Raw genomic sequence first — 20,645 nt, forward strand, 5'->3', positions numbered from 1 at the left:
GATGTCGCGCACGCCGGGCAAAAGATGTCACCTGCATGACACTTCTGCGTGACGGCGACGCAACAGGGGGACACCGCCGGGCACGCTGGCGGGCGTGGCGAAGGAGGCGATGCCGATGCAGGTGCCGGACGAGGTGTTCACCCGCCGTCCCTGGCGTGAACTCCCGCCGGGGTTCGCCGTCGTGCTCCGTCCCCGGATCGACGCCATAGCCACGGACATGATCGACGTCATCAGGGGCGAGGTGCCCGCCTACCGCCGCCCCCTCGACTCCGCGCTGGGTCGGGACCTCGCCGGATCCGTGCGCCGGGCGATCGGTCAGTTCGTGGAGCTGACCGAGGAACCGCACAGCCGGCAGGAGCACCATGTCCACCACTTCCGCACGCTGGGCCGGCTGGAGTTCCTCAACGGGCGCACCACCGACGCGCTGCAGGCCGCCTTCCGGGTGGGCGCGCGCGTCGGAGCGCGGCTCTACGCCGAGACCGCGCGGTCCGCGTCGCTGCCGCTGGAGGTGGTGATGCCCCTGCACGAGGCGGTGCTGACCCACATCAACGTCCTGTCGAACGAGTCGGTCAAGGGCTACGCCGCCGCCCAGGCCATGGCGGAGGGCGGGCTCCAGCGCAGCCGGCGGACACTGGCCGCCTGCCTGCTGGACCAACAGCGCGCCGCACACCGGGACAAGGTGGAGAGCCTGGCCCGGCAGGCGGAATGGCCCCTGCCGGACGCGGTCGCGTGCCTGCTGGTGCGTCAGGCCGCCGGTGCCGGGCGGCTGTCCGGGCTCGGGCAGGAGCGAGGCGCGGAGATCCTCGCCGTGACACACGGCGCCGACCTCGTCCTGATCGTCCCGGACCCGGAGAGCGAGGGGACGGTGGAGCGGCTGCGGAGGGCCGTTCGCGGGCGGACCGCGGCGCTCGGGCCCCCGGTGCCACCACGGGACGCCTGGGTGTCACTGCACTGCGCCCGCCTGATGCTGGCCGGTCATGCCTCCTCCGCGAACAGGGTGGCGTCGGCCGGCGCCGGCGCGTTCGTCAGCGCGGGCGACGGGCTGGCGGAGGCACATCTGCGTCACGGGATCCACATCGGACGACTGCTGGGCGACCGGGTGCTGGGTGTCCTGCGGGAACTCCCGCCGGGACGGGCCGCACGGCTGGCGGAGACGCTCGACGCCCTGCTGATGTCGTGGAGCCGTACGGCTCCCGAGGTGGCACGGGCGCTGGACATCCATCCCCAGACGGCACGGAAGCGGCTACGACGGCTGGAGGAGCTGTTCGGAGACCGGCTGAGCGACCCCGCCTTCCGCTTCGAGGCCCTGCTGGCCTTGCGCACACGGGCGTTGACACCGACACGCGGTGCGCGGATGCCGTCGGCCGAGTGAGAGCCGCCCTGCCGCGACGGCTCAGCCCACTGGCTCCGTCGCCCTCTCCGTGGGCAGTGTGCGCATGGCGCGCAGCGGTGACAGGAAGGCGGGGAGGACGCTCAACGTCATTCCGGCCGCGCCGATGCACAAGGTGGCCTTGGCCTCGAACACCGAGCCCGAGGCTCCGCCGAGAAGTCCTCCCAGGGGAATGCCGCCCCAGGACACGAATCGGGCCGTCGCGCTCGTCCGGCCAAGGAGCCGATCCGGGGTGAGGGCCTGCTGCAAGCTCGACTGGGCCACCACGCGGACGACTCCGCCCAGGGAAAGAGCCGAGAGGCCGATCGCGGCCACGCACACGCTCCAACCCGGCCGGGCCCACGGCATCAGGACGGTCAGCGGACAGGTGACCAGCGGCGCGAGCCAGATGACCGGCCCCTGCCCGATCCGCTTCGAGAGGGCGGTCGCCGACAAGGCGCCCAGCAGCGCACCGCACCCCATTCCCGACAGGACGAGCCCGATACCGAAGGACCGAAGTCCCATGTCCCGTTCCAGAAACACCAGCAGCATGGTCTGATACATGACCAGGAAGAGGTTGAACAGCGCATCCCCCAGCATGACGGCGCGCAGGGCGGGGTGCCGGAGAACGAACTTCAGCCCTTCCTTGATCTCTCCGCCCAGATGAGGGCGCTCACTCGGCGCCGGCTTCTGCTCGCGTCCGCGGATGGTGAGCGCCAGCAGCCCCGACATCGCCATCCCGGCCGAACTCGCCAACAGGGTCGCCGGGGCCCCGACCAGGCCGACCAGCGGCCCTGCCACCGCCGGCCCGCTGATACTGGTCACCGAGCGGATGGCGGAGAGCTTCGCGTTGCCCTCCACGAGATTGCCGCGCCCCACCACATGCGGGAGATAGGCGACGTAGGCGACATCGAAGAAGACGGTGAGCACTCCATGAACCAGGGCGACGGTGTAGAGCCACGAGAGGGTGAGCAGGTCCGCCCACCAGGCCACCGGTACCGTCAGCAGGACCAGCGCCCGCACAAGATCGGTGCTGATCAGCACCGATCGCTTCCGCATCCGGTCCACCCACGCACCTGCCGGCAGCCCGACCAGGAGCGATCCCGCCGTGGTCGTCGCGGCCAGCAGTCCGACCTGGAATTCGTCAGCGTCCAGTGCGGCGATGGCGACCATCGGCAAGGCGAGAAAGATGATGCGATCGCCCAGCTGGCCGAGCCCGGTGGCGGCGGACAAGCGCCTGAAGTCCGGATCACGTAAGAGCCCGTACCGGGAGGTTTTTGACACACGCGTCTCCTGACTGTCAGTCCTGAAATGCCGTGGTGATCTCTTCGATCGGCCGATGGCTAGGGGCGGTCGACGCCGAACTCGTAGACCACTTCGCGCAGCGCGTCCGGAATGACCATGTCGGCGGTCTCGACCGGACGACCGTCCGTGTCGTAGATGGTCCGCTCGATCTGCAGCACCAGGTCCCCGACGCCGATCCCCAGCAGATGCGCCTGCGCCTGGGTGGCACGGGCCGGGCGCGGCACCTCCACCACGGACTCGATGACCACGCCGATGGAGCGCATGCGCTCGACCACGCCCTTGCCCGCCAGGGGGCCCTTCTCGGGCAGCACGATCGGCGTTCCGTCCGTGACGGCCATCGGCTCCCAGGACTCGGAGAGCTGCACGGGCCGGCCGTCGGCGAGGAACTCGTAGTGCGTGTGGACGCACGGATCCCCGGGGCTGATGGCGAGCCGCTCGGCGATCGCCCCGGGGGCGGGGACGCGCACCTGGCTGTGCGCGTCCCAGGCGTTGGCCCTGCCCCGTTCCCCCAGGTCGGGGAGGGAGCCACCGCGGCGATCGCGGTGCCGCGAGCGGACCAGCCGCAGGCGCTCACGCGGCAGGCGGACATACGTGCCTGAGCCGGCGCGTCCTTCGAGGAGACCGTCGATGATCAAACGGTCCACGGCCCGCTGCACGACGTTGCGCCCGACCCCGTACTCCTCGGCGAGCCGCGCACGGGACGGCAGACGCTCCCCGATCTCCCACTCTCCCGCGCGAACCCGCGCGCGCAGCACTTCGGCCACTGCGAGGTACGGCGCCTCTCGGGGCATGGGCGACCCTCCATTGTTCTACTGCGTTACAGCAGGTGATTCCGGGCGGAGTCGGAAAGCTACTGCACCGGTCGAAAGCTGCTGGAGTAGAAATACGCTGGGCGTTCATGCGCCTACGGCTGCTTCGCGTGCTTGGTCGATGGCCCGGCGGGGCAGGACGGCCCCATGACTGAGCTTCCCAAGGAGATCCGCGAACGGATCGAAGCCCCGGACATCTGGTACGTCGCCACGGTCGATGCCGACGGGGCGCCGCACGTCAGCCCGATGTGGGTCGGCCTCGAAGGCGACCTGGTCTTCTTCAACACCGCCGTCGGACGCATCAAGGAACGCAATCTCCGCCGTGATCCGCGCGTGTGCCTGTCCCACGCGGACCGGGCCGATCCTTACGACCGCGTGCAGATACGCGGCCGGGTGGTCCGGTTCGTCGAGGGCCCGGAAGCGGACCGGAACATGGACCGGCTGGCGGCCAAGTACGTCGGCACCGAGCGGTTCGAGTGGGGGATCCCGGGCGAACGACGCGTCATCGCGTACGTCGAGCCGACGAAGGTACGGCACGTGGTCGGCGTGGAGCCCCTCCCACAGGGCGCCCCCGGCGCGGGGAACCCGCCCAGGCCCGGGGAGTGACCCGCGCGTCCTGTCCGGCGTACGGCCCTGGCACCTCCGCGCGCACCCAGGTCCTGGACGGGGCTTCCTCGCGCTCCGGATTCAGCCGAGTGCGTCGAGCGCCGCGAGGATGTCGGCCGGCTCGGCGCGGGCGGTGTAGTCGGAGTTGACGAAGGCCCAGCGGATCGTGCCCGCCCGGTCGATCACGTAGGTGGCCGGCAGCGGAAGGGTGCGCGGGTGGCCGTCGTTGACGCGCTGGAGGTCGAAGCCGAGCCTGTCGTACACGGCGGCGAGGTCGTCGGGGAGGTCGAAGGCGAGGCCGTACTGCTTGGCGGTGTCCGAGCCGATGTCGCTGAGGACGTCGAAGGCGAGGTCGTGCTTCTCCGTCAGAGACAGGGACTCGTCGGGGATCTGCGGGGAGACGGCGACCAGGCGGGCACCGCGCGCGGTGATGTCGGCGTGGTGCCGCTGGAGGGCGCGCAGGGCGATGTTGCAGTACGGGCACCAGGCGCCGCGGTAGAAGGTCAGGGCCACCGGGCCCGTGGCGAGCAGGTCGTCCAGGGCCACCGTCGCGCCGGTCGCCGAGGGGAGGCGGAAGCGCGGGGCCCGGTCGCCGGCCGTGAGCGCGCGGTCGGCCTGCCCGGAGTCGGCCAGCTCCTGGCCCGCCCGCTGCATGACCTGCCGTACCTCGGCGGGGATCTGCTGTCGGCGGGCTTCGTAGAAGGCGCGGAGTTCGGCGTTGAGGCTGGTCATGCTGCCCTTCCTCCCGGTTGACGGCGGCACGGGGCCCATGCCCCGCCCGATACTTGAAACGCTCGTTCCAAGATAGTGGCAGGGCGCGACCCCGCGCCAGGAGATGGTGTGAGCGGGGTATCTTGGAACCGATATTTCAAGATGGCGGGGTAAGACATGCCGGACATCAAGCACTTCGATCCGGACACGGCCCTGGACACCGTGGTCCGGCTGTTCTGGAAGCAGGGCGTGGCCACGACGGGGATCCAGGACATCGTGACCGCGACCGGCCTGAACCGCTCCAGCCTGTACGCCACCTTCGGCGGCAAGCAGGAGCTGTATCTCGCCGCGCTGCGCCGCTACCGGGAACGGCGCTCCCAGCCCATGTTCCGCCGGCTCGCGGAGGACGACCGCGGACTTCCCGCCATCGCCGAGTTCTTCGACAGCCTGATCGCGACCCGGTGTTCGGGCGAGTACGCCCGCTGGGGCTGCATGGTCGCCAACGCCCACGCGGGCGCCGAGATCGACGCGCCCGACGTACGCACCATTCTCGACCAGCACCACCAGGAGCTGAGGGACGCGCTGCACGCGGCACTCGTCCGGGCCGAGGGCGAGGGCCACTTGGCCGCGGGGTCCGATCCGGCGGCATCGGCCGATCTGCTGGTCCTGCTCGCCTACGGCGTGAACCTGCGCTCCCGCGCCGGCGCCGACGCCCAGGCGCTGCGCAGGACGGTGACCGCCGCGCTGAAGTCGATCGGCCGGCCGCCCGCCGTGTGAGACGGCCCGAACCGAGCCACTCCGACGGTGGAGTGCGCACGGCACTCCAGGGGCGCTCGTTTCACCCCCAGGTGGTGACTGCGCTTCCGCGCGCCCTGGGCGCGGTGCTGTGGCGGAGGAAAGGATCCAGGAGGTGTGCCGGGATCTCCGGCAGACAGCACATGTCGGCCGCTTCACGGCTCGGCCGGCGGTAGCGAGAGGACAGACTTCGTGAGCACCCCGCAGGACGATCACGAGATCAGCACGGTCACCGAGGCACAGTTGAGCCGCGTCGCCGAGCACGGCATCCACATCTCGGCGACCTCCCTCGACCCGGCAGCCGTCAACGCCGCCGAGGCGCTGGTCGCCACACTGCGGGGCTCGGCGGACAGGACGGTGCTGACCCAGGATCTACAGCGGCTCACGGAGCAGGTGCGGCAGGCGGCCACCATCGGCTTTCCCCGGATCACCACCGACGACGGCGTCCGGCTGTCGGCCCACACGATCAAACTCAGGAGTGCCGAGCCCCGGCCCGTGGTGATCGTCCCCGCGGGCTGGACACCGTTCGGCTGGGTCCTGTTCGAGTACACGTACCTCCAGCTGGCGCTGCGCGGCTACCACGTCCTGGCCTACACCCCGCGTGGAATGGGACTCACGACCCCCATCCCGGGCGGTGGCTACATCGACGCCCCGTTCACCTCGGGTGGCACCATCGACGTGGCCGGACCCGCGGACTGGGCCGACGGCTCAACCGTCATCGACTACGCCCAGCAGTACTTCGAACCAAGCAAGATCGCCTTCCTCGGCGAGTCGTACGGCTCGGGCATCAGCCAGCTGGTCGCCGCGAACGATCCGGCGGGGCGCGTGGACGCGGTCGTGGCCCTGAGCACCTGGGGCGACCTGGCCACGAGCCTCTACCAGCACGACACCCGGCATCTCGCAGCGGTGACCGCCCTGATCGACTTCACCGGCGGCCCGGTCGAGCGGAAGTTCGACGCGGCCACCCGGCAGATCCTCGCCGACTTCCAGGCCGGCCGGAACATGGACGACGTCGTGGCCTGGGGCAAGGAGCGGGCGCCGGCGTCCTATGTCGACGAGACCAACGCGCGCGCCGTTCCGACGTTCTTCTCCCACACCTGGCACGAGACGCTGTTCCCGGTCAACCAGGTCATCGAACACTTCGAGCGGCTGACCGTGCCCAAGCGGCTGAACCTGTGGATCGGCGACCACGCCGGGCCCGAGGGCGCCGGCCTGACCATCCCGTTCAGCGGGCCGAATCCGCCGGTCGACGAGGCATTCGCCTGGCTGGACCACCATGTGCGCGGGGTCGGCAACGACGCACCGGCCTGGTCCCCGGTCAGCAGCCAGATCATGTTCACGTACCGGACCCGGATCGACCCCGACACCGGGGACAACGTCATCACCGAACCGGCCGTCCGCGAGCCCAGGCCGTCCTGGGGCGACGTCACCACCTCCACCGAACGCTGGTACCTGACCGAGACCGCGTCGGGCAGCATCGACGGCGGCCTGCAGGCCGATCCGAAGACGGGCTGGGAGCGGGAGTTCACCGCCGGGCAGCTGACCGAGGCCACCGCGGTCGACGCCATCATCACGACCGGCCAGGCCGAGTGGAAGGGCAGCCCGAAGACCTACATCACGGACAAGTTCGACCGTCAGAACCTCGCTGTCTGGACCAGCGCTCCGATCCCGGCGGCGGGCGGCGACGGCGGCGCGGCCCGCCGGATCCGCGGCGTCCCCGAACTCACCCTGACCGTGCGCAACTCGGCCGGGCCCACGACCCTCGTGGCCTACCTGTTCGACGTCAGCGGTGACAACACGGCCCGCATCATCACGCACGAACCCGTCATGCTCACCGACCTGACCCCCGGTCAGGACCGCAACGTCACCTGGAAGCTGCAAGCCGCCGGCTACGACCTCGCCCCGGACCACCGGCTGATGCTGGTCGTCAACAGCATGGACCAGCTCTACTCGGACGCGAACTCGGACGCGAACGCCGACGGAAGCACCACGACGATCAGCTCGCCCGCCGACAGCGCCTCCTGCCTGGTACTGCCCCTGGGCTGACCCGACGTCATGAGGACGTACGGTCGTGCCATGGAGAAGACTTCCGACCATGCGACGGCGCTGGGTGCGGTGGGGGCCGTCGCCTACCGGCTGGCGCGCCCCGAGGACGGCGAGGCCCTTGCGCGGCTCGACGGTTCGTTCACGACGGATGCCGCGTTCGAAGTGGAAACGACCGATGAGGGTTTCAGGATCCGTCAGACACCGGTGGACCCACCCCTCCACAAGGTCTTCCCCGCTGCGGACGACAGCAACGACGAGGACGACCCCGACCTGAGCCGGACGGTGGTCGCGGTCGACGGGGACGAGCTGTGCGGGTTCGTGGAGACCTCCTTCGACCCGTGGAACGCGCGCCTGACCATCAGCGACATCGAGGTCGCGCCGGCCTGGCGCGGCAAGGGGATCGGGCGCACGCTGATGGACCACGCCTTCGACTTCGCCAAGGAGTACGGCGCCGTCCACGTGTGGCTTGAGGTCAGCAACGTCAACGCTCCCGCCATCCGCGCCTACCTCCGGATGGGCTTCGCCTTCTGCGGACTGGACACCTCGCTCTACGACGGCACGGAGTCGGCAGGTGAAACAGCGCTCTTCATGGCACGCCGGGTGCCGTAGGCCCCTCAGGGCGTTGCGCACATCGCCCAAGTGAACATGCAGCGCCCCGAGAGACCGACCGGCCCTGGTCCCTCAGTCATCCGCTCCCGGGAGACGCACCGACTGCTCGTGACGGAAGACGTTCCGCGGGTCCCAGTGCGCCTTGGCCCGCTGCAGCCGCTCGTAGTTGGCCCCGTAGTACAGGAGGTGCCAGGGCTGGCCCTTGAACGGGTCGTTGAAATCCGGGTCGTTGAGGTCGACGTCGGGATAGTTGATGTAGCAGCCGTCGGTGTTGACGCTCGCGGGCACCTCCGGGGTGGGCATCACGGGCACGCCACCGGTCTCCACGTACATGTCCTGGTAGAAGTCGCGGATCCACTTCAGGTGCGGCGCGGCGATGGAGGCGTCGGCCAGGGCGTCCTGGTAGTCCCAGACGCCGTCGTGGTTGGCGTCCTTTCCCCAGGTCCAGTAGGTCTGGTACTGGAGTTTCAGCACGGACGAGCGCTGGGGCACAGCGGTGTCGAACGGGTCGACGTCATTGATCCGGCCGCCGTAGGAGTCGACCTGGAGCAGGGCGTCCTCGTTGTCGTAGTCCGACGTGAGGTGGTCGAAGAGCACGTCGAGCTGGCGGTCGGTGAAGTTCCCCGTGTGATAGGCGGACTTGTACTTCCCGCACCGGCTCGGGCCGGAGTCGTTGAAGTTCTGTGTCGCCGTGAGCCACGGCAGCCGGGTGGGGATGTACTGGTCGTTGAGCGGCGGGTGTTCGCCCATCTGCAGGTCGAAGAGGGTCTGTGGGTAGACCTCCTCGGGTGCGAGCCAGTTCAGGAAGCGGTTGAGCCGCTCGATCGAGTCGTCCCGGGTGCCGTCGAGCTGGATGATCAGGCCGACCTTGCCCTTGGCGTGGTTGGTCAGCTTGAGCAGCGTGAACAGATCGCGGTAATCCAGGTCGCCGAGGAAGTCCGGGCCGCCCTGGCCCGTGTGCTCGGCCACGAAGAACTCGCCGTAACGGTGCACCAGGGACTTGAACTTGTCGGGGGACCTTTTGAAGATGTCCCAGTCCCAGGCCAGTGCCCTGGTCAGCACCTGGGCCGGCGGCTCGGGCAGGTCACGGAACCAGTAGCGGGTGACCACGCCGAAGTTGCCGCCGCCACCCCCCGTGTGCGCCCACCACAGGTCCTGGAGCGCGCGTTCCGGAGAGTCCTTCCGCGCCACGGTGACCTCGGCGTGCGTGAGGTTGCGCGCCGTGACCACCTCCACGGCATACAGGTAGTCGACCGTGAGGCCGTGCCACCGGGAGAGCAGGCCGAAGCCACCGCCCGAGATGTGGCCGCCGGCTCCGACGGAGTAGCACGAGCCCCCGGGCAGGGCCAGGCCGTGCCGGCGGTACAGCTGGGTGACGGTGTGCCAGTTGGTGGCGCCCGCCTCGACGCAGTACGCCTCCATCTCGGCGTCGTAGTAGACACGGTCCATGGTGCTGACGTCGATGATGACGGCCACGTCGTCACCGCAGACGAAGTTCTCGTAGCAGTGCCCGCCGGAGCGGACCGTGATGCGACGCGGCGGCGAGTCCAGGTCGGACGTGCCGGCGAGGTAGGTGTTGAGGGCGGCGACGACATCGGCGGTGCTGGTGGCCACCACGACGTAGTCGGGCATCGCGACCCAACGCTGGTTGAATCCCCGGCGGAGTGCCTCGTAGCGGGGATCGCCCGGGCCGACCTCTGTCGGGCCGACGGGCTGGGAGAGAAGGGGCTCGTTGGGCATGGGGATACCTCCAGGGCAGGTGACGATCTCGGTGACTGGAGGCTAGATCGCCGTCACTCTTGGTGACTCCGCCGTCCGGGTGAGGGCCCGGGAGGCGCGGGAGCAGACCGTCATCGCCCGCGTGCGCTCTCACGCCGGGCGCACCCGCCGCCCGGCGGCCCGCCTCGACCAGCGCGCCGAAGGCATCCTCCGGCAGCGCTCGCCTCACATGTTCCGGGCGCCGGCCTGGATCGCCTCGCGGATACGGAAGTAGGTGCCGCAGCGGCAGACATTGCGGATGCCGTCGAGGTCGGCGTCCGTGATCTCGCGGCCCTCCTCCGCCGCCCGGCGGACCAGCGCGACGGCGGTCATGATCTGCCCCGGCTGGCAGTAGCCGCACTGCGCTACGTCGTGGTCGAGCCACGCCTGCTGCATGGGGTGCAGGTCCGCGCCCACCGTGGCCGGCAGCCCTTCGATCGTGGTGACTTCGTCGGTCGGCGTCAGGTCCTTGACCGGGATCGCGCAGGGGTTGACGGCCTTGCCGTTGAGGTGACTGGTGCAGGCCTTGCAGACGTTGATACCGCAACCGTACTTGGGGCCGGTGACACCCAGGACGTCGCGCAGCACCCACAACAGCCGCACGTCGTCGGCGACGTCGACGGTGACCTGCTCGCCGTTCAGGCGGAATGTGTGCTCGGGCACGGGGGCTCCTTGCGTCAGTGGGCGTGGTCCAGGCCGTCGGTCGGGGAGGGCGGGATCGGCGGGACGGTCGGTTTGGGAGTGAAGGACAGGGTGCCGTGGTTGATGGGGAAGCTGGTGGGCATGGTGCCGGTGGCGCGGCCGTAGGCACAGGCGACGGCGGCCATGGACGCGGCGACGCCCAGCTCACCCGCACCGCCGGGTTCCCCGGTGGTGGTCGGCATGACGATGATCCGCAGCTCGGGCGGGGTGTTCCACTGCCGGGTGTAGAAGTAGTTGTCCCAGCTGGCTTCGAGGAAGTGGCCGTCGCGCAGATGCAGGCTGGACGTCAGGGCGAGCGCGATGCCGTCCATGATGCAGCCCATCATCTGCGCTTCCAGCCCCCGCGGGTTGACGGCGAGACCGACGTCCACCGCGAAGACGGCCTTGGTGACGCGCGGGCCGGCGACGCCGTCGCGGATGGGACGGTTAACGGTCTCCGGCCGGCAGTCGATCTCCACGAGCGCCGCGCTGACGGAGTGGTACTCGGAGTGGAACGCGATGCCCTGCGCGGTGCCCGGTTCCATGGTCCGGCCCCAGTCGCCCACGTCGGCGACCTTGTCCAGGACCGCCCGGGAGCGGTCGTCGTGCAGGAAGTCGTGCCGGAACCGGTAGGGGTCCTTGCCCATCCTCGCCGCCAGCTGATCGACGACGAGTTCGCGGGCGCAGGTGACGTCGGGCGAGTAGACGTTGCGCATGCTGCCGGTGTTGAAGTCCTTGTTCGTCTCGCTGAGGAGCCGGCTGCTGGCACCGAACGCGTACGGCATCGACTGGGACAGGTGGAAGAAGGTCTGGGAGAACCCGAGGTCGCCCACCGGCAGCTTCGCGGCCAGCGCGGTGAAGATCTCGCCGAGTCCGTGGCTGAGATCGGTGGAGACACTGGTGTGCCGCTGCTTGTAGCCGAGCACGGTGTTGCCGAGGTAGTCGATGCGCACACGTGACGTGGCCATGGGATGGACGCGGCCCTGGCGGCAGTCGTCGGCGCGGTGCCACATGAGCTTGACGGGTCTGCCCATCTTCTGGGACGCCTCCGCGGCCTCCAGGGCGGCGTCGAAGAACAGTTTGCGTCCGAAGGAGCCGCCGCCTTCGGTGACGTGCACCGTGACCGCGTGGACCGGAAGCCCGAGCTTCGCGGCGATGGCCTCCTGGGCGACGATCGGTGACTTGAGCGACGCCCAGATCTCGGCGCGGCCGGAACGTACGTCGGCCACCGCGCAGTTGGGCTCCAGCGCGCTGTTGCCGCGGAAGTGAAAGGTGAACCTGCCTTCCACGCTCGGGGTGAGCGGCGGCAGCCCGAGGGGCGGCTCGGCGGCCCGCAGCTCCTTCAGCACGGTCTCGTCGGACTGCCCTTCGGCGGTGCCTGGCCGCCAGTCGACGTCCAGGGCGCGCACCGCGTCGATGCACTGGCCGAAGGTCTCCGCGCGCACCGCCACCCCGGTGGAGATCACGGCGGCGTCGGTGACGCCGGGCATGGCGAGGACCTCGGCGAGATTGGACACCGAGCCGACCCTGCCGTTGATGGTCGGCGGCCGGCACACCATGGTCGGCTTGGCGTCCGGGACGTCGAGATCCATCGCGAACTTCTTGCGCCCGGTGACGGCGGCCAGCGCGTCGACCCGGCCGCGCGGGGTGCCGATGACGGTGAACTCCGCACGCGGCTTGAGCTCCACCAGAACCTGCCGCGTCGACATGCTCGCGGCCTTCTCGGCGAGTGCGCCGATGCCGATGCTCCGGCCGACCGGATCCGTGACGACTCCGGCCTTCAGGGTGAGGTCGGTGACCGCCGCGCCCAGCTCGACCGCGGCGGCCCGGAGCAGCCGTCCCCGAGCCACCGCGGCGGCGACCCGGATCGGGTGGTACGTGGAGATGGTCGTGTTCGACGCGCCGGTGAGCTGGTTGAACAGCAGCTCAGGCCGAGCGTCGGCCAGAGTCACGCGTATCCGGTCCAGGGGGACGTCCAGTTCCTCGGCGATCAGCATGGCCGTGGACGTCGTGATTCCCTGCCCGACCTCGGCCCGCGGCAAAGCGAACGACACAGCGCCGTCCGTGTGGACCTCGACCGTGATGAGGCTGGAGGTCGGCAGCGCCGCCGTGGTCATCACGTCGTTCAGGTCGAGCAGTTCGGTGGGCTCCGGTGACGGAATGCCGGCTTCGGCCTCGGGCGCCGTACCGAGCTGGGCGGCGGCCACCAGGGTCGGCGCCGCCAGCACGTACCCGAGGAACCGTCTCCGCCCGACGACGCGTGCTCCGGATTCCCGGGGGCTCGAACGATCAGCGCTGGTCATGGACGAAGACCTCCGCACGTGTGGCACCACCCAACTCGGGGTTTCTATCACGGACTTCTCCTGCTTTCAGCGGTGGCGGAGGCCGGGCCTTCGAACGAAAGCGCGTTCAGCCGGCGCAAAATGTGTGCGGTCGACCTCGTCCGCGCACTGCTCGTCTCCGTCACCGCCTACGCACTCACCCCGCGGGAGTGGCGGCGCCACGCGGAGGTCGAGGCCGCGACAAGGGCGTCGCTCGGCCGCCCGCGTCACCTCGCCGGACGGGTCCCAGGGCCTCGACCTCTACATCAAGACGGACCTCTTCCGGCGTGTCTTCGCCGCCGATGCGCCCGCCTCCACGGCTCGCGTGCCCGCCTCCGTCCAGCGACCGCTGAGCGCGTCGGCGTTCAACGACAAGGTCTCCGCCGCCGCATGACGCTCCCTTCCGTCCTGGAACCTCGTGGCGACACGGGACCGCGGCATCGCACCCGGACTCCAGCGGTTCCAGGCGAAGCGGGCCGACTCGCGGACCGTGGAGGTCGCCAGCTCCCACCTGCCCCTGCGCAGCCACCCCGACGCCGTGACCAACCTGATCAGGCCGGCCGCGCGCAGCCTGACCGAGCACTGAGCCGACCCTCCCGAGAAGGACTCCCTCATGGCAACAGCGGAAGAACTCGAGCACATCTCTCGCGTCAACGCGAGCGGCCGCACACCCATCGTGTTCGTACACGGCCACTGGCGGCTCCCCAGCAGCTGGGGCCGGTGGACGACGGTCTTCGCCGAGGAGGGCTTCGCCCCGCTCACCCCCGGCTGGCCGGACGACCCGGACACCGTGGCCCATGCCCACCCCGAGGTGTTCGCCGGCAAGCGTCCCACCGACCACGGAGACCATCAGCGCGCTGGCCCCCCGATGGGGATTCAAGTCCCCTTCGCACTTCAGTCGCGCGTTCAAGGCCGCCTACGGGATGTCACCGCAAGGCTGGCGCGAACTCAGACACATCTCCTGAGGGCCCGGGGGAGCGGTCACCTCACGGGCAGGTCAGTTCGAGCGGCCGGCCGATGCCCGACATGTTCCGTTCGCGGCCACGGAACCAGGCGCCCAGCGCTCCCCGGGCGCCCGGTGCGCGCGTGTTCAGGTGGTTCTCGACATGGACGATGCCGTCCCGCGTCCGCCGGGCGGCAGATCGACGGCGGTACCCGTGTCGGGGATCACGGCCCCGTGGGGCCGGGGGCGGCGCGCAGACGGCGCCGGGCCAGTTCGTCTGCCGCCTGCGCCGGGGTCTGGCCCCGGGACTCCGCGGTGCGCAGCAGGTCGGTGACGGTGTCCTCGATGGCGTCGACGCGTGCGCGGGCCTCGGCGGCCGGGAGGCGGTGGAGTTCGGCGCTGATGGCGTGGATGACTCCGCCCGCGCTCGCGACATAGTCCGGCACCCAGATGACCCCGCGCTGGTGCAGCAGGTCCGCTACGTCGGGCGTGGCGAGCTGGTTGTTGGCCGGCCCGGCCACGGCGCGGCAGCGCAGACCCCGCACGGTCGGCTCGTCCAGGACGGAGCCGAGGGCCGCGGGGACCACGATGTCCACTTCTGCGGCGAGGATCTTGTCGGGCGAGAGCCAGACGGCGCCGACCTCGTCGCAGACCTTCCGCTTGCCCGGATCGACGTCGGTCACCGTCAGAGCAGCCCCCTCGGCCGCGAGCAGGCGGGCGAGTGCGGCGCCGACACGGCCCAGACCGACCACCGAGAGCGTACGGCCCGCCAGACTCGATGTGCCGTACAGCCGCCGGCTCACGGCCCGCAGCGCGGCGAGCGTGCCCTGCGCCGTGTGCGGGGAGGAGTCGCCGCTACCGCCCAGATGCGCCGGTCGGCAGAACACATGAGGGGTGATGTCGCCGATCGAGGCCATGTCGTCGGGACCGGTCCCGACATCCGGGCCGGTGGCATAGGTCCCGCCCAGAGCGACGATGACGTCCGCCACGTCGTGCAGTACCTCGCGGCGCCGATCCGCGTCGAGCACCATCCCCTCCGGCAGGGCCACGACCGCCTTCCCGCCGCCGCTGGGCAGCCCTGCCACGGCGAACTTGGAGGTCATCGCCGCCGACAGGCGCAACGCGTCGTCGAGGCCGTCCCGCCAGTCGGGATAGTGCCAGAGCCGCAGACCGCCGGCCGCCGGACCGAGCACCGTCGAGTGAACCGCCACGATCACCGGCAGCCGGGAACGCCGACCGGTACGGATCACGACCTGCTCGTGATCGAGCATGAGCTTGCCGTCCCTTCAATCGTCCGGAATGACACGCCCATACTGCGCGAACGTCTGGCTCGCTGGCTGTCTGGCCGAACGTTTGACTGAAGATGGGGTACGGTCCTGGGCCATGGACGAACTTGATTCGGAGATTGTCCGGCTCCTCCAGTCAGATGCGCGGCAGTCCAACCGGGAACTCGCCCGCCGGCTCGGCATCGCACCGTCCACCTGCCTGGAGCGGGTGCGGGCACTGACCCGGCGCGGAGTCATCCGCGGCTACCACGCCGACATCGACCCGGCGGCCCTGAACCGCGGTGTGCAGGCGCTAGTGTCGGTTCAGGTGCGCCCGCTGAGCCGGGGCATCATCGACGCGTTCAAAGCATTCGCCAGCGGCCTGCCCGAAGTACTCCACGTCTTCGTGCTCTCCGGAGGAGACGACTTCCTCCTCCACGTCGCCGTGCAGGACCTCGACCACCTGCACGCCTTCCTCACCGACCGGCTCAGCAAACGGGGGGAGATCACCGGATTCCGCACGTCGGTCATCTTCCAGCAGGTCAGCAACACCGCTCCGGTACGGCTCCCCACCCCCGGCCAGGACCTGTAGCGGTCGGCGAGTTTGTCGAAGCGGGTGGCGAATGGCTCGCGACGCATACGCCCTGCCCGCAGTGACCACGTCGGACGGTGAGTCGTCGACGTTGCCGGGCGTGACGACGCTGTCCGCTCCCACGCCGCATCCGGCAGCACTCCACGTCCCACCACAAGATCAATTATCAGACAGGTCCTGGCGGCGGGTGAGTGAGGCGAGGAAGGAGTCGACCATCGCGGTCTGCACGTCCAAGGGGAAGCGGTCGGGGTCGAAGAGAGCCTGGACGACGAGGCCGTGGGTGAAGGCGACGGCGGTGGCGGCGAGTTGCTCCGGGTCGGCGGTCGCGGGGAGTGCGCCTGCGTCGCGTGCGGCTTCCAGGTGGGGGAGGATCGTCGAGCGCAGCCGGGTGTAGCGGTCGGCCTGCTCCGCGGCGAGGGCGTCGTCGGCGAGAGAGAGGTCCCAGGAGCTGACCCAGATGCGGTTGCGTGCGGTATCGCCCGGGGTCAGCGGCAGGATGTCGAGGAGCATCGCGCGCACCGTGGCGAGCCCCGGCGCCGGGCGCGCTCTGCGGGGTCGCTGCGCGGTGTCCTTCTCCAGCAGGTCCAGGGCGTGCGTGACGAGGGCCCGTTTGGTCGGGAAGTAGTGCATGAGCATCCCGGTCGAGACGCCCATCGCGGTGGCGACGGCGCGCAGGGTCAGCCCGCCGAACCCCTTGTCGGCGAGGACACGCCACACCGCCTCGGACACGTCCTTGCGGCGGGCTTCACGGTCTCCAGGTGCGGGCGGCATGCTGCTAGCTTACGTACCGAACGCTTGTTACGCACCTGGAGAGCGAGGCCCCATGTTCACCCTGCCGCTCGGCGACCGTGCTCAGCTCCGTCCCCTGGAGCCCTGGCAGGCACCGGAGTTCCTGGCTCACATCGACCGGGCCCGGGCCACCGTCGACCCGTGGATACCCTGGGCCTCCCTCAGCACCGACATCGCCTCCGCCACGGCCACCCTCCAGCGCTACGCCGACCGGCAGGCCACGGACGGCGCCCGGATCCACGGCATCTGGCTGGACGGCACCCTGGTCGGCGGCGTCATGTTCACCCGCTTCGACGGCGCCTCCGGGGTGTGCGAGGTCGGCTGCTGGCTGGAGCGGGCGGGGGAGGGGCAGGGGCTGGTCACGCGGGCCTGCCGAGTGTTGATCGACTGGGCCTTCGCGCAGCGCGGGATGAGCCGGGTCGAATGGTGGGCCGCCTCGGGCAACGCCCGCAGCATCGCGGTCGCCCGCCGGCTCGGCATGAGCCGCGACGGTGTGCTGCGGCGGCACTCCGTCCACCGGGGCGAACGGCGCGACATCGAGGTGTGGTCGGTCCTCGCCGAGGAGTGGCCGACCACCGGTGACGTGTCCGAGGCCGCCGTCCACGCCGAACTCGACCGGCTGATGGGCGTGTTCGTGGGCGCCTTCACCAACACCGGCGGTAGGCGGCCAGACCTCGGTGTCATCCGTGACGTCTTCGTACCGCAGGGGAGGATCATCGCGAACGTCGGCGACGAACCCGTGATCTACGACCTCGACGGGTTCATCGCACCACGCCAGAAGATGCTCACCGACGGGACCCTGACGGAGTTCTCCGAGTGGGAGGTGGCCGAGCGCACCGAGGTCTTCGGGTCGATCGCCCACCGGTTCAGCGAGTACCGCAAGTCCGGTTTCCACAACGGCGAGTGGTTCGAGGGCCGCGGCCACAAGACCACCCAGTTCCTGCGCACCCCCGCGGGCTGGAGGATGTCCTCCCTGGCCTGGGACGACGCCCCCGCGAGGCCCTGATGCCTGTCCGGACAACACACCTGGAGCGGACCGGCTGCCGCGAGGGGCGGGCTCAGAGGTTGATCATGTGGCCGGCGAGGCCGTGCAGGGCGTCCTGGATCGCCTCGCTGAGGGTGGGATGGGCGTGGACGTTCCTGATGAGTTCGGTCACCGTGAGGTCCCACTTCTGAGCGAGGGTCAGCTCGGGGAGCAGTTCGGTCACGTCCGGGCCGATCAGATGGGCGCCGAGCAGTTCGCCGTAGCGGCCGTCGCTCACCAGCTTCACGAAACCCGCGGTGTCGCCGAACCCGTGTGCCTTGGCGTTGGCCGTGAACGGGAACTTCGCCACCCGGACGTCGAAGCCTTCGCCGCGCGCCTCGGCCTCGGTCCAGCCGAAACTGGCGATCTGGGGCTGGCAGAACGTCGCGCGCGGGATCATGCGGTAGTCCAGCTCCATCGTCTCCGCGCCGGCGATGCTCTCGGCGGCGACCACGCCCATCGCCTCGGCGGCATGGGCGAGCATCAGCTTCGCCGTGACATCGCCGATGGCGTAGATGTGCGGCTGACTGGTGCGGCAGCGGCCGTCCACATCGATCGCGCCGCGTTCGGTCAGCCGTACCCCGGCGGCGGCCAGCCCGTAGCCGGCCGTACGCGGCTGGAAACCCGTGGCCTGCAGGACCTTCTCGGCCTCCAGGACCTGTCGCCGGTCGCCCTGCTGGACCACCACACGCACCCGGTCCGCGGCCTCCTCGATGGACTCGACGCGGGTGGAGGTCAGCACGCCGATGCCCTGCCGCTTGAACCGCTTCGCCAGCTCGGCCGACACCTCCTCGTCCTCCAGAGGCGCGATCCGGTCGAGGAACTCGACCAGCGTCACCTCGACACCGTAGGCCCGCAGCAGGTAGGCGAACTCGACGCCGATGGCGCCGGCTCCGGCGATGACGATGCTCGACGGAAGCCTGTCGGAGAGGATCTGCTCCTCGAACGTCACGACACGCTCGCCCAGCCTCGTGCCCGGCAACAGCTTCACGGTCGCGCCGGTGGCGATGACGCACGAGCGGAACGACAGGGTCGTCTCGCCGTCGCGCAGGCGCACCTGCATCGTGTGCGGGTCGATGAAGGTGCCCTGGCCCTCGAACTGGGCGATGTTGTTCTTGCGCATGAGATAGCCGACGCCCTTCGCACGGCCGTCGGCCACCGTCCGGCTGCGCTCGTGGGCGCTGCGGTAGTCCGGGCTCACGTCCCCGCTGATCTTCACGCCGAACTTGTCCGCGTCGTGCAGGATCAGCTGGACGACCTCGGCGTTGCGCAGCAGCGCCTTGGCCGGGATGCAGCCGATGTTCAGACAGACGCCGCCCCAGAAGCGGCCCTCCACAATGGCCGTACGAAGCCCGAGCTGCGCGGAGCGAATGGCGGCCACGTATCCGCCGGGGCCCGCCCCGAGGACGACGACGTCGAAGTCAGTGCCCATCTCCGCCTCTCCTCCCTTCTCCGCCGACACGGTTCACGGCGCCGGGTCCAGAAGTTCCACGGGCCGGGCAACGCCACGCACACCCGCCGGGAGACATCGTCGACCAGCACCTCGGGTTCGTCGCAGCTGATCGCGCCGAGGGTCTTCGCCGGCACCTCCGAGGCCGACAGTCGCGTCGGTGTCCACAAACCCCAGACGACCAGAGTCCCCTGCTGGCGCAGCCCCCACACGCAGGGCATTGGTCAGCGACCACTCGGCAGCCTTCGACTCCGCATAGCTGGGCCACCGCTTGTTCACCCCCAGCTCGCGGCGCGCGCCTCCAGGGATCCCTCCAGCAGGCCGGGGCCGGCCTGGATGCCGGCGTTGTCGATCACGATGGTCGCGTCGGACGCCGTCACCCCCGCGGCTGCGGACGACCGCGTACACCTTGGCCGCGCCCTGGGCGAGGAGAGCGCGGGTGAAGGCGAGCCCGATGCCCATGTTGGCACCCGTCATCACCCCGACGGACCCCTTGATCTCCATGCCCGGACACCTCGCAGCCTTTCTCTGCACTCCGCAAGCCCGTCCCCCTCCCGGGGAAGCCGCGCATCTCCCAGGGTTTCGCATCCGCAGCGGCACCGCATCACGTGGTGCCCGTTGCGTCGGCACGTCGGTGACCCCGAGTGACCGGATCGACCAGCCGATCAGTACGCGCGGCAACGCGGTCAGACGACGGAGACCTCCGCGAGATCGATGGTGACGAGGACCGCTTACGGCAGGACCGCGCCCTTCTCGTCAATGGGTGGACATGTGCCGCTTGCAGAAGTGCACGGCCGGCGCCCGGCCGAGCACCTCGGCGTCCCAGGAGAAGTCCTGCTCCCCGGCGTGGGTAGCCATGCCGTACAGGAACGTCGCCCACAGCCGTCGCCAGACCTTGCGGAGCCGGTGAGTGCCGAGATCATGCCGTCCCAGGCGTACTGGTCGTCCAGGAAGCCGAAGCCGTGACGAAGAGCAAGGCGAGTTCGCCGTCGCTCCTGCGCCGGAACCGCACGTCGTTGTTCCCGGCCCGTTCGGTCCTCGTCCTCGCTCTCACCGCCCGGGAGCGGCCGAAGCGGCCGGAGCGGTCATTGAGCCCAAGGGGGCCCATTCCTTGGTTTCGATCAGGGACCAGCGCTCGGCCTCGCGTCCAGGTGCTCCATCCGGCGCCGGTGCCGTGCCGTGAGCAGCTCTTCGTCGCGCGGTGTGGTGAAGACGTTGTCGACCAAGGGCTACTCGCCGTCGAGCGGCCGACGGCCTGCAGTGCGGCGGTGTCGATGCGTCCGCGCCCCAGACCCGTCGTCGCCGACGGGAATGGTCCGGTCTACGACGCACTCGAAGTGGATCGGCGCCCCCTTGCCCCGGGCACCCGGACGACCACGGATGGCGCCTCCTCCCGGCGTCGGCCTGCGGCAGCGTCGCCGGTTCCGCCCACATTGCTCCTGCAGCGCCCCCGTACTCGCAGACCACACCGCCGAGTTCGATGCCGACCGCACCGCCGAACTCGGCCGCCACAGCCGAAGACAGTCTCACTGAAACCGTCTGCGTCGCGTACGCGCTGGCCGGCAAGCCGGT

At 70.2% G+C, this 20,645-nt stretch carries 17 protein-coding genes and 1 pseudogene; 9 read left to right on the forward strand and 9 right to left on the reverse strand.

The genetic code is table 11. The features are described 5' to 3' along the window. The first annotated feature begins 94 nt into the window (after window positions 1–94). Window positions 95–1,372, forward strand: a complete 1,278-nt coding sequence (locus tag ABZ937_RS08035) for a helix-turn-helix domain-containing protein (RefSeq protein ID WP_361687286.1) — start codon at window positions 95–97, stop codon at window positions 1,370–1,372. A 21-nt stretch (window positions 1,373–1,393) separates the two neighbouring features. On the opposite strand, the gene ABZ937_RS08040 is transcribed toward ABZ937_RS08035, so the two are convergent. Further along, a complete protein-coding gene (locus tag ABZ937_RS08040) occupies window positions 1,394–2,653 on the reverse strand; it encodes an MFS transporter (protein ID WP_361687288.1) in 1,260 nt (419 codons plus the stop codon). Window positions 2,654–2,712: 59 nt separating this feature from the next. After that, on the reverse strand, window positions 2,713–3,465 hold the full coding sequence (locus tag ABZ937_RS08045) for a GntR family transcriptional regulator (RefSeq protein ID WP_361687291.1): 753 nt from the start codon (window positions 3,463–3,465) through the stop codon (window positions 2,713–2,715). A gap of 165 nt (window positions 3,466–3,630) precedes the next feature. Here ABZ937_RS08045 and ABZ937_RS08050 point away from each other — a divergent pair, with 165 nt between their 5' ends. Further along, window positions 3,631–4,089, forward strand: coding sequence for a PPOX class F420-dependent oxidoreductase (locus ABZ937_RS08050; protein WP_361687294.1), 459 nt, complete (start codon window positions 3,631–3,633; stop codon window positions 4,087–4,089). Between the two features lie 81 nt (window positions 4,090–4,170). On the opposite strand, the gene ABZ937_RS08055 is transcribed toward ABZ937_RS08050, so the two are convergent. Continuing rightward, entirely contained in the window at window positions 4,171–4,821 is a 651-nt protein-coding gene (locus tag ABZ937_RS08055; protein WP_361687297.1) for a peroxiredoxin-like family protein, read from the reverse strand. A gap of 156 nt (window positions 4,822–4,977) precedes the next feature. On the opposite strand from ABZ937_RS08055, the gene ABZ937_RS08060 reads away from it, so the two are divergent. The 3 genes from ABZ937_RS08060 (at window position 4,978) to ABZ937_RS08070 (ending at window position 8,250) form a co-directional block, all read left to right on the forward strand. Then, entirely contained in the window at window positions 4,978–5,577 is a 600-nt protein-coding gene (locus ABZ937_RS08060) for a TetR/AcrR family transcriptional regulator (protein ID WP_361687300.1), read from the forward strand. A 210-nt stretch (window positions 5,578–5,787) separates the two neighbouring features. Next, window positions 5,788–7,641 carry an alpha/beta fold hydrolase gene (locus tag ABZ937_RS08065; RefSeq protein WP_361687303.1) on the forward strand — a complete coding sequence of 618 codons (1,854 nt, stop codon included), beginning with the start codon at window positions 5,788–5,790 and terminating at the stop codon, window positions 7,639–7,641. A gap of 30 nt (window positions 7,642–7,671) precedes the next feature. Beyond that, window positions 7,672–8,250 carry a GNAT family N-acetyltransferase gene (locus ABZ937_RS08070; RefSeq protein WP_361687306.1) on the forward strand — a complete coding sequence of 193 codons (579 nt, stop codon included), beginning with the start codon at window positions 7,672–7,674 and terminating at the stop codon, window positions 8,248–8,250. A 72-nt stretch (window positions 8,251–8,322) separates the two neighbouring features. Here ABZ937_RS08070 and ABZ937_RS08075 read toward each other — a convergent pair whose 3' ends face one another. From ABZ937_RS08075 to ABZ937_RS08085, 3 genes are all read right to left on the reverse strand, one after another. Next, the gene (locus ABZ937_RS08075) at window positions 8,323–9,990 is read right to left on the reverse strand and encodes a BBE domain-containing protein (protein WP_361687309.1); all 1,668 of its coding nucleotides are present in this window, start codon (window positions 9,988–9,990) and stop codon (window positions 8,323–8,325) included. Window positions 9,991–10,194: 204 nt separating this feature from the next. Beyond that, window positions 10,195–10,671: a (2Fe-2S)-binding protein gene (locus ABZ937_RS08080; protein WP_361687312.1), complete on the reverse strand. Its 477-nt coding sequence runs from the start codon at window positions 10,669–10,671 to the stop codon at window positions 10,195–10,197. Between the two features lie 14 nt (window positions 10,672–10,685). Continuing rightward, on the reverse strand, window positions 10,686–12,992 hold the full coding sequence (locus ABZ937_RS08085; RefSeq protein WP_361687315.1) for a molybdopterin cofactor-binding domain-containing protein: 2,307 nt from the start codon (window positions 12,990–12,992) through the stop codon (window positions 10,686–10,688). Window positions 12,993–13,428: 436 nt separating this feature from the next. On the opposite strand from ABZ937_RS08085, the gene ABZ937_RS08090 reads away from it, so the two are divergent. Further along, window positions 13,429–13,596: a hypothetical protein gene (locus ABZ937_RS08090; protein ID WP_361687318.1), complete on the forward strand. Its 168-nt coding sequence runs from the start codon at window positions 13,429–13,431 to the stop codon at window positions 13,594–13,596. A gap of 259 nt (window positions 13,597–13,855) precedes the next feature. Continuing rightward, window positions 13,856–13,975 (forward strand): annotated as a pseudogene (locus tag ABZ937_RS08095) (AraC family transcriptional regulator); the annotation flags it as partial. Window positions 13,976–14,177: 202 nt separating this feature from the next. Here ABZ937_RS08095 and ABZ937_RS08100 read toward each other — a convergent pair. After that, window positions 14,178–15,224, reverse strand: a complete 1,047-nt coding sequence (locus ABZ937_RS08100) for a Glu/Leu/Phe/Val dehydrogenase dimerization domain-containing protein (RefSeq protein ID WP_361687321.1) — start codon at window positions 15,222–15,224, stop codon at window positions 14,178–14,180. Between the two features lie 112 nt (window positions 15,225–15,336). Here ABZ937_RS08100 and ABZ937_RS08105 point away from each other — a divergent pair, with 112 nt between their 5' ends. Then, window positions 15,337–15,810, forward strand: a complete 474-nt coding sequence (locus ABZ937_RS08105) for an Lrp/AsnC family transcriptional regulator (RefSeq protein ID WP_361687324.1) — start codon at window positions 15,337–15,339, stop codon at window positions 15,808–15,810. Window positions 15,811–15,969: 159 nt separating this feature from the next. Here ABZ937_RS08105 and ABZ937_RS08110 read toward each other — a convergent pair whose 3' ends face one another. After that, a complete protein-coding gene (locus tag ABZ937_RS08110) occupies window positions 15,970–16,581 on the reverse strand; it encodes a TetR/AcrR family transcriptional regulator (protein ID WP_361687327.1) in 612 nt (203 codons plus the stop codon). A 52-nt stretch (window positions 16,582–16,633) separates the two neighbouring features. Between ABZ937_RS08110 and ABZ937_RS08115 the strand changes: the two genes are divergently transcribed. Beyond that, window positions 16,634–17,605, forward strand: coding sequence for a GNAT family protein (locus ABZ937_RS08115; protein ID WP_361687330.1), 972 nt, complete (start codon window positions 16,634–16,636; stop codon window positions 17,603–17,605). A 52-nt stretch (window positions 17,606–17,657) separates the two neighbouring features. On the opposite strand, the gene lpdA is transcribed toward ABZ937_RS08115, so the two are convergent. After that, window positions 17,658–19,055 carry a dihydrolipoyl dehydrogenase gene (lpdA, locus tag ABZ937_RS08120; protein ID WP_361687333.1) on the reverse strand — a complete coding sequence of 466 codons (1,398 nt, stop codon included), beginning with the start codon at window positions 19,053–19,055 and terminating at the stop codon, window positions 17,658–17,660. Window positions 19,056–20,645: the final 1,590 nt, after the last annotated feature.

This window comes from Streptomyces sp. NPDC046727 (genome assembly GCF_040645635.1).
In the GTDB taxonomy this organism is placed as follows: domain Bacteria; phylum Actinomycetota; class Actinomycetes; order Streptomycetales; family Streptomycetaceae; genus Streptomyces.

What these genes read in the sequence shown, in the direction of transcription:
- ABZ937_RS08110 (WP_361687327.1), bottom strand. Translation starts at nt 16,581, where the DNA reads ATGCCGCCCGCACCTGGAGACCGTGAAGCCCGCCGCAAGGACGTGTCC.
- ABZ937_RS08050 (WP_361687294.1), top strand. Translation starts at nt 3,631, where the DNA reads ATGACTGAGCTTCCCAAGGAGATCCGCGAACGGATCGAAGCCCCGGAC.
- ABZ937_RS08075 (WP_361687309.1), bottom strand. Translation starts at nt 9,990, where the DNA reads ATGCCCAACGAGCCCCTTCTCTCCCAGCCCGTCGGCCCGACAGAGGTC.
- ABZ937_RS08045 (WP_361687291.1), bottom strand. Translation starts at nt 3,465, where the DNA reads ATGCCCCGAGAGGCGCCGTACCTCGCAGTGGCCGAAGTGCTGCGCGCG.
- ABZ937_RS08115 (WP_361687330.1), top strand. Translation starts at nt 16,634, where the DNA reads ATGTTCACCCTGCCGCTCGGCGACCGTGCTCAGCTCCGTCCCCTGGAG.
- ABZ937_RS08105 (WP_361687324.1), top strand. Translation starts at nt 15,337, where the DNA reads ATGGACGAACTTGATTCGGAGATTGTCCGGCTCCTCCAGTCAGATGCG.
- ABZ937_RS08060 (WP_361687300.1), top strand. Translation starts at nt 4,978, where the DNA reads ATGCCGGACATCAAGCACTTCGATCCGGACACGGCCCTGGACACCGTG.
- ABZ937_RS08070 (WP_361687306.1), top strand. Translation starts at nt 7,672, where the DNA reads ATGGAGAAGACTTCCGACCATGCGACGGCGCTGGGTGCGGTGGGGGCC.
- lpdA (WP_361687333.1), bottom strand. Translation starts at nt 19,055, where the DNA reads ATGGGCACTGACTTCGACGTCGTCGTCCTCGGGGCGGGCCCCGGCGGA.
- ABZ937_RS08100 (WP_361687321.1), bottom strand. Translation starts at nt 15,224, where the DNA reads ATGCTCGATCACGAGCAGGTCGTGATCCGTACCGGTCGGCGTTCCCGG.
- ABZ937_RS08055 (WP_361687297.1), bottom strand. Translation starts at nt 4,821, where the DNA reads ATGACCAGCCTCAACGCCGAACTCCGCGCCTTCTACGAAGCCCGCCGA.
- ABZ937_RS08085 (WP_361687315.1), bottom strand. Translation starts at nt 12,992, where the DNA reads ATGACCAGCGCTGATCGTTCGAGCCCCCGGGAATCCGGAGCACGCGTC.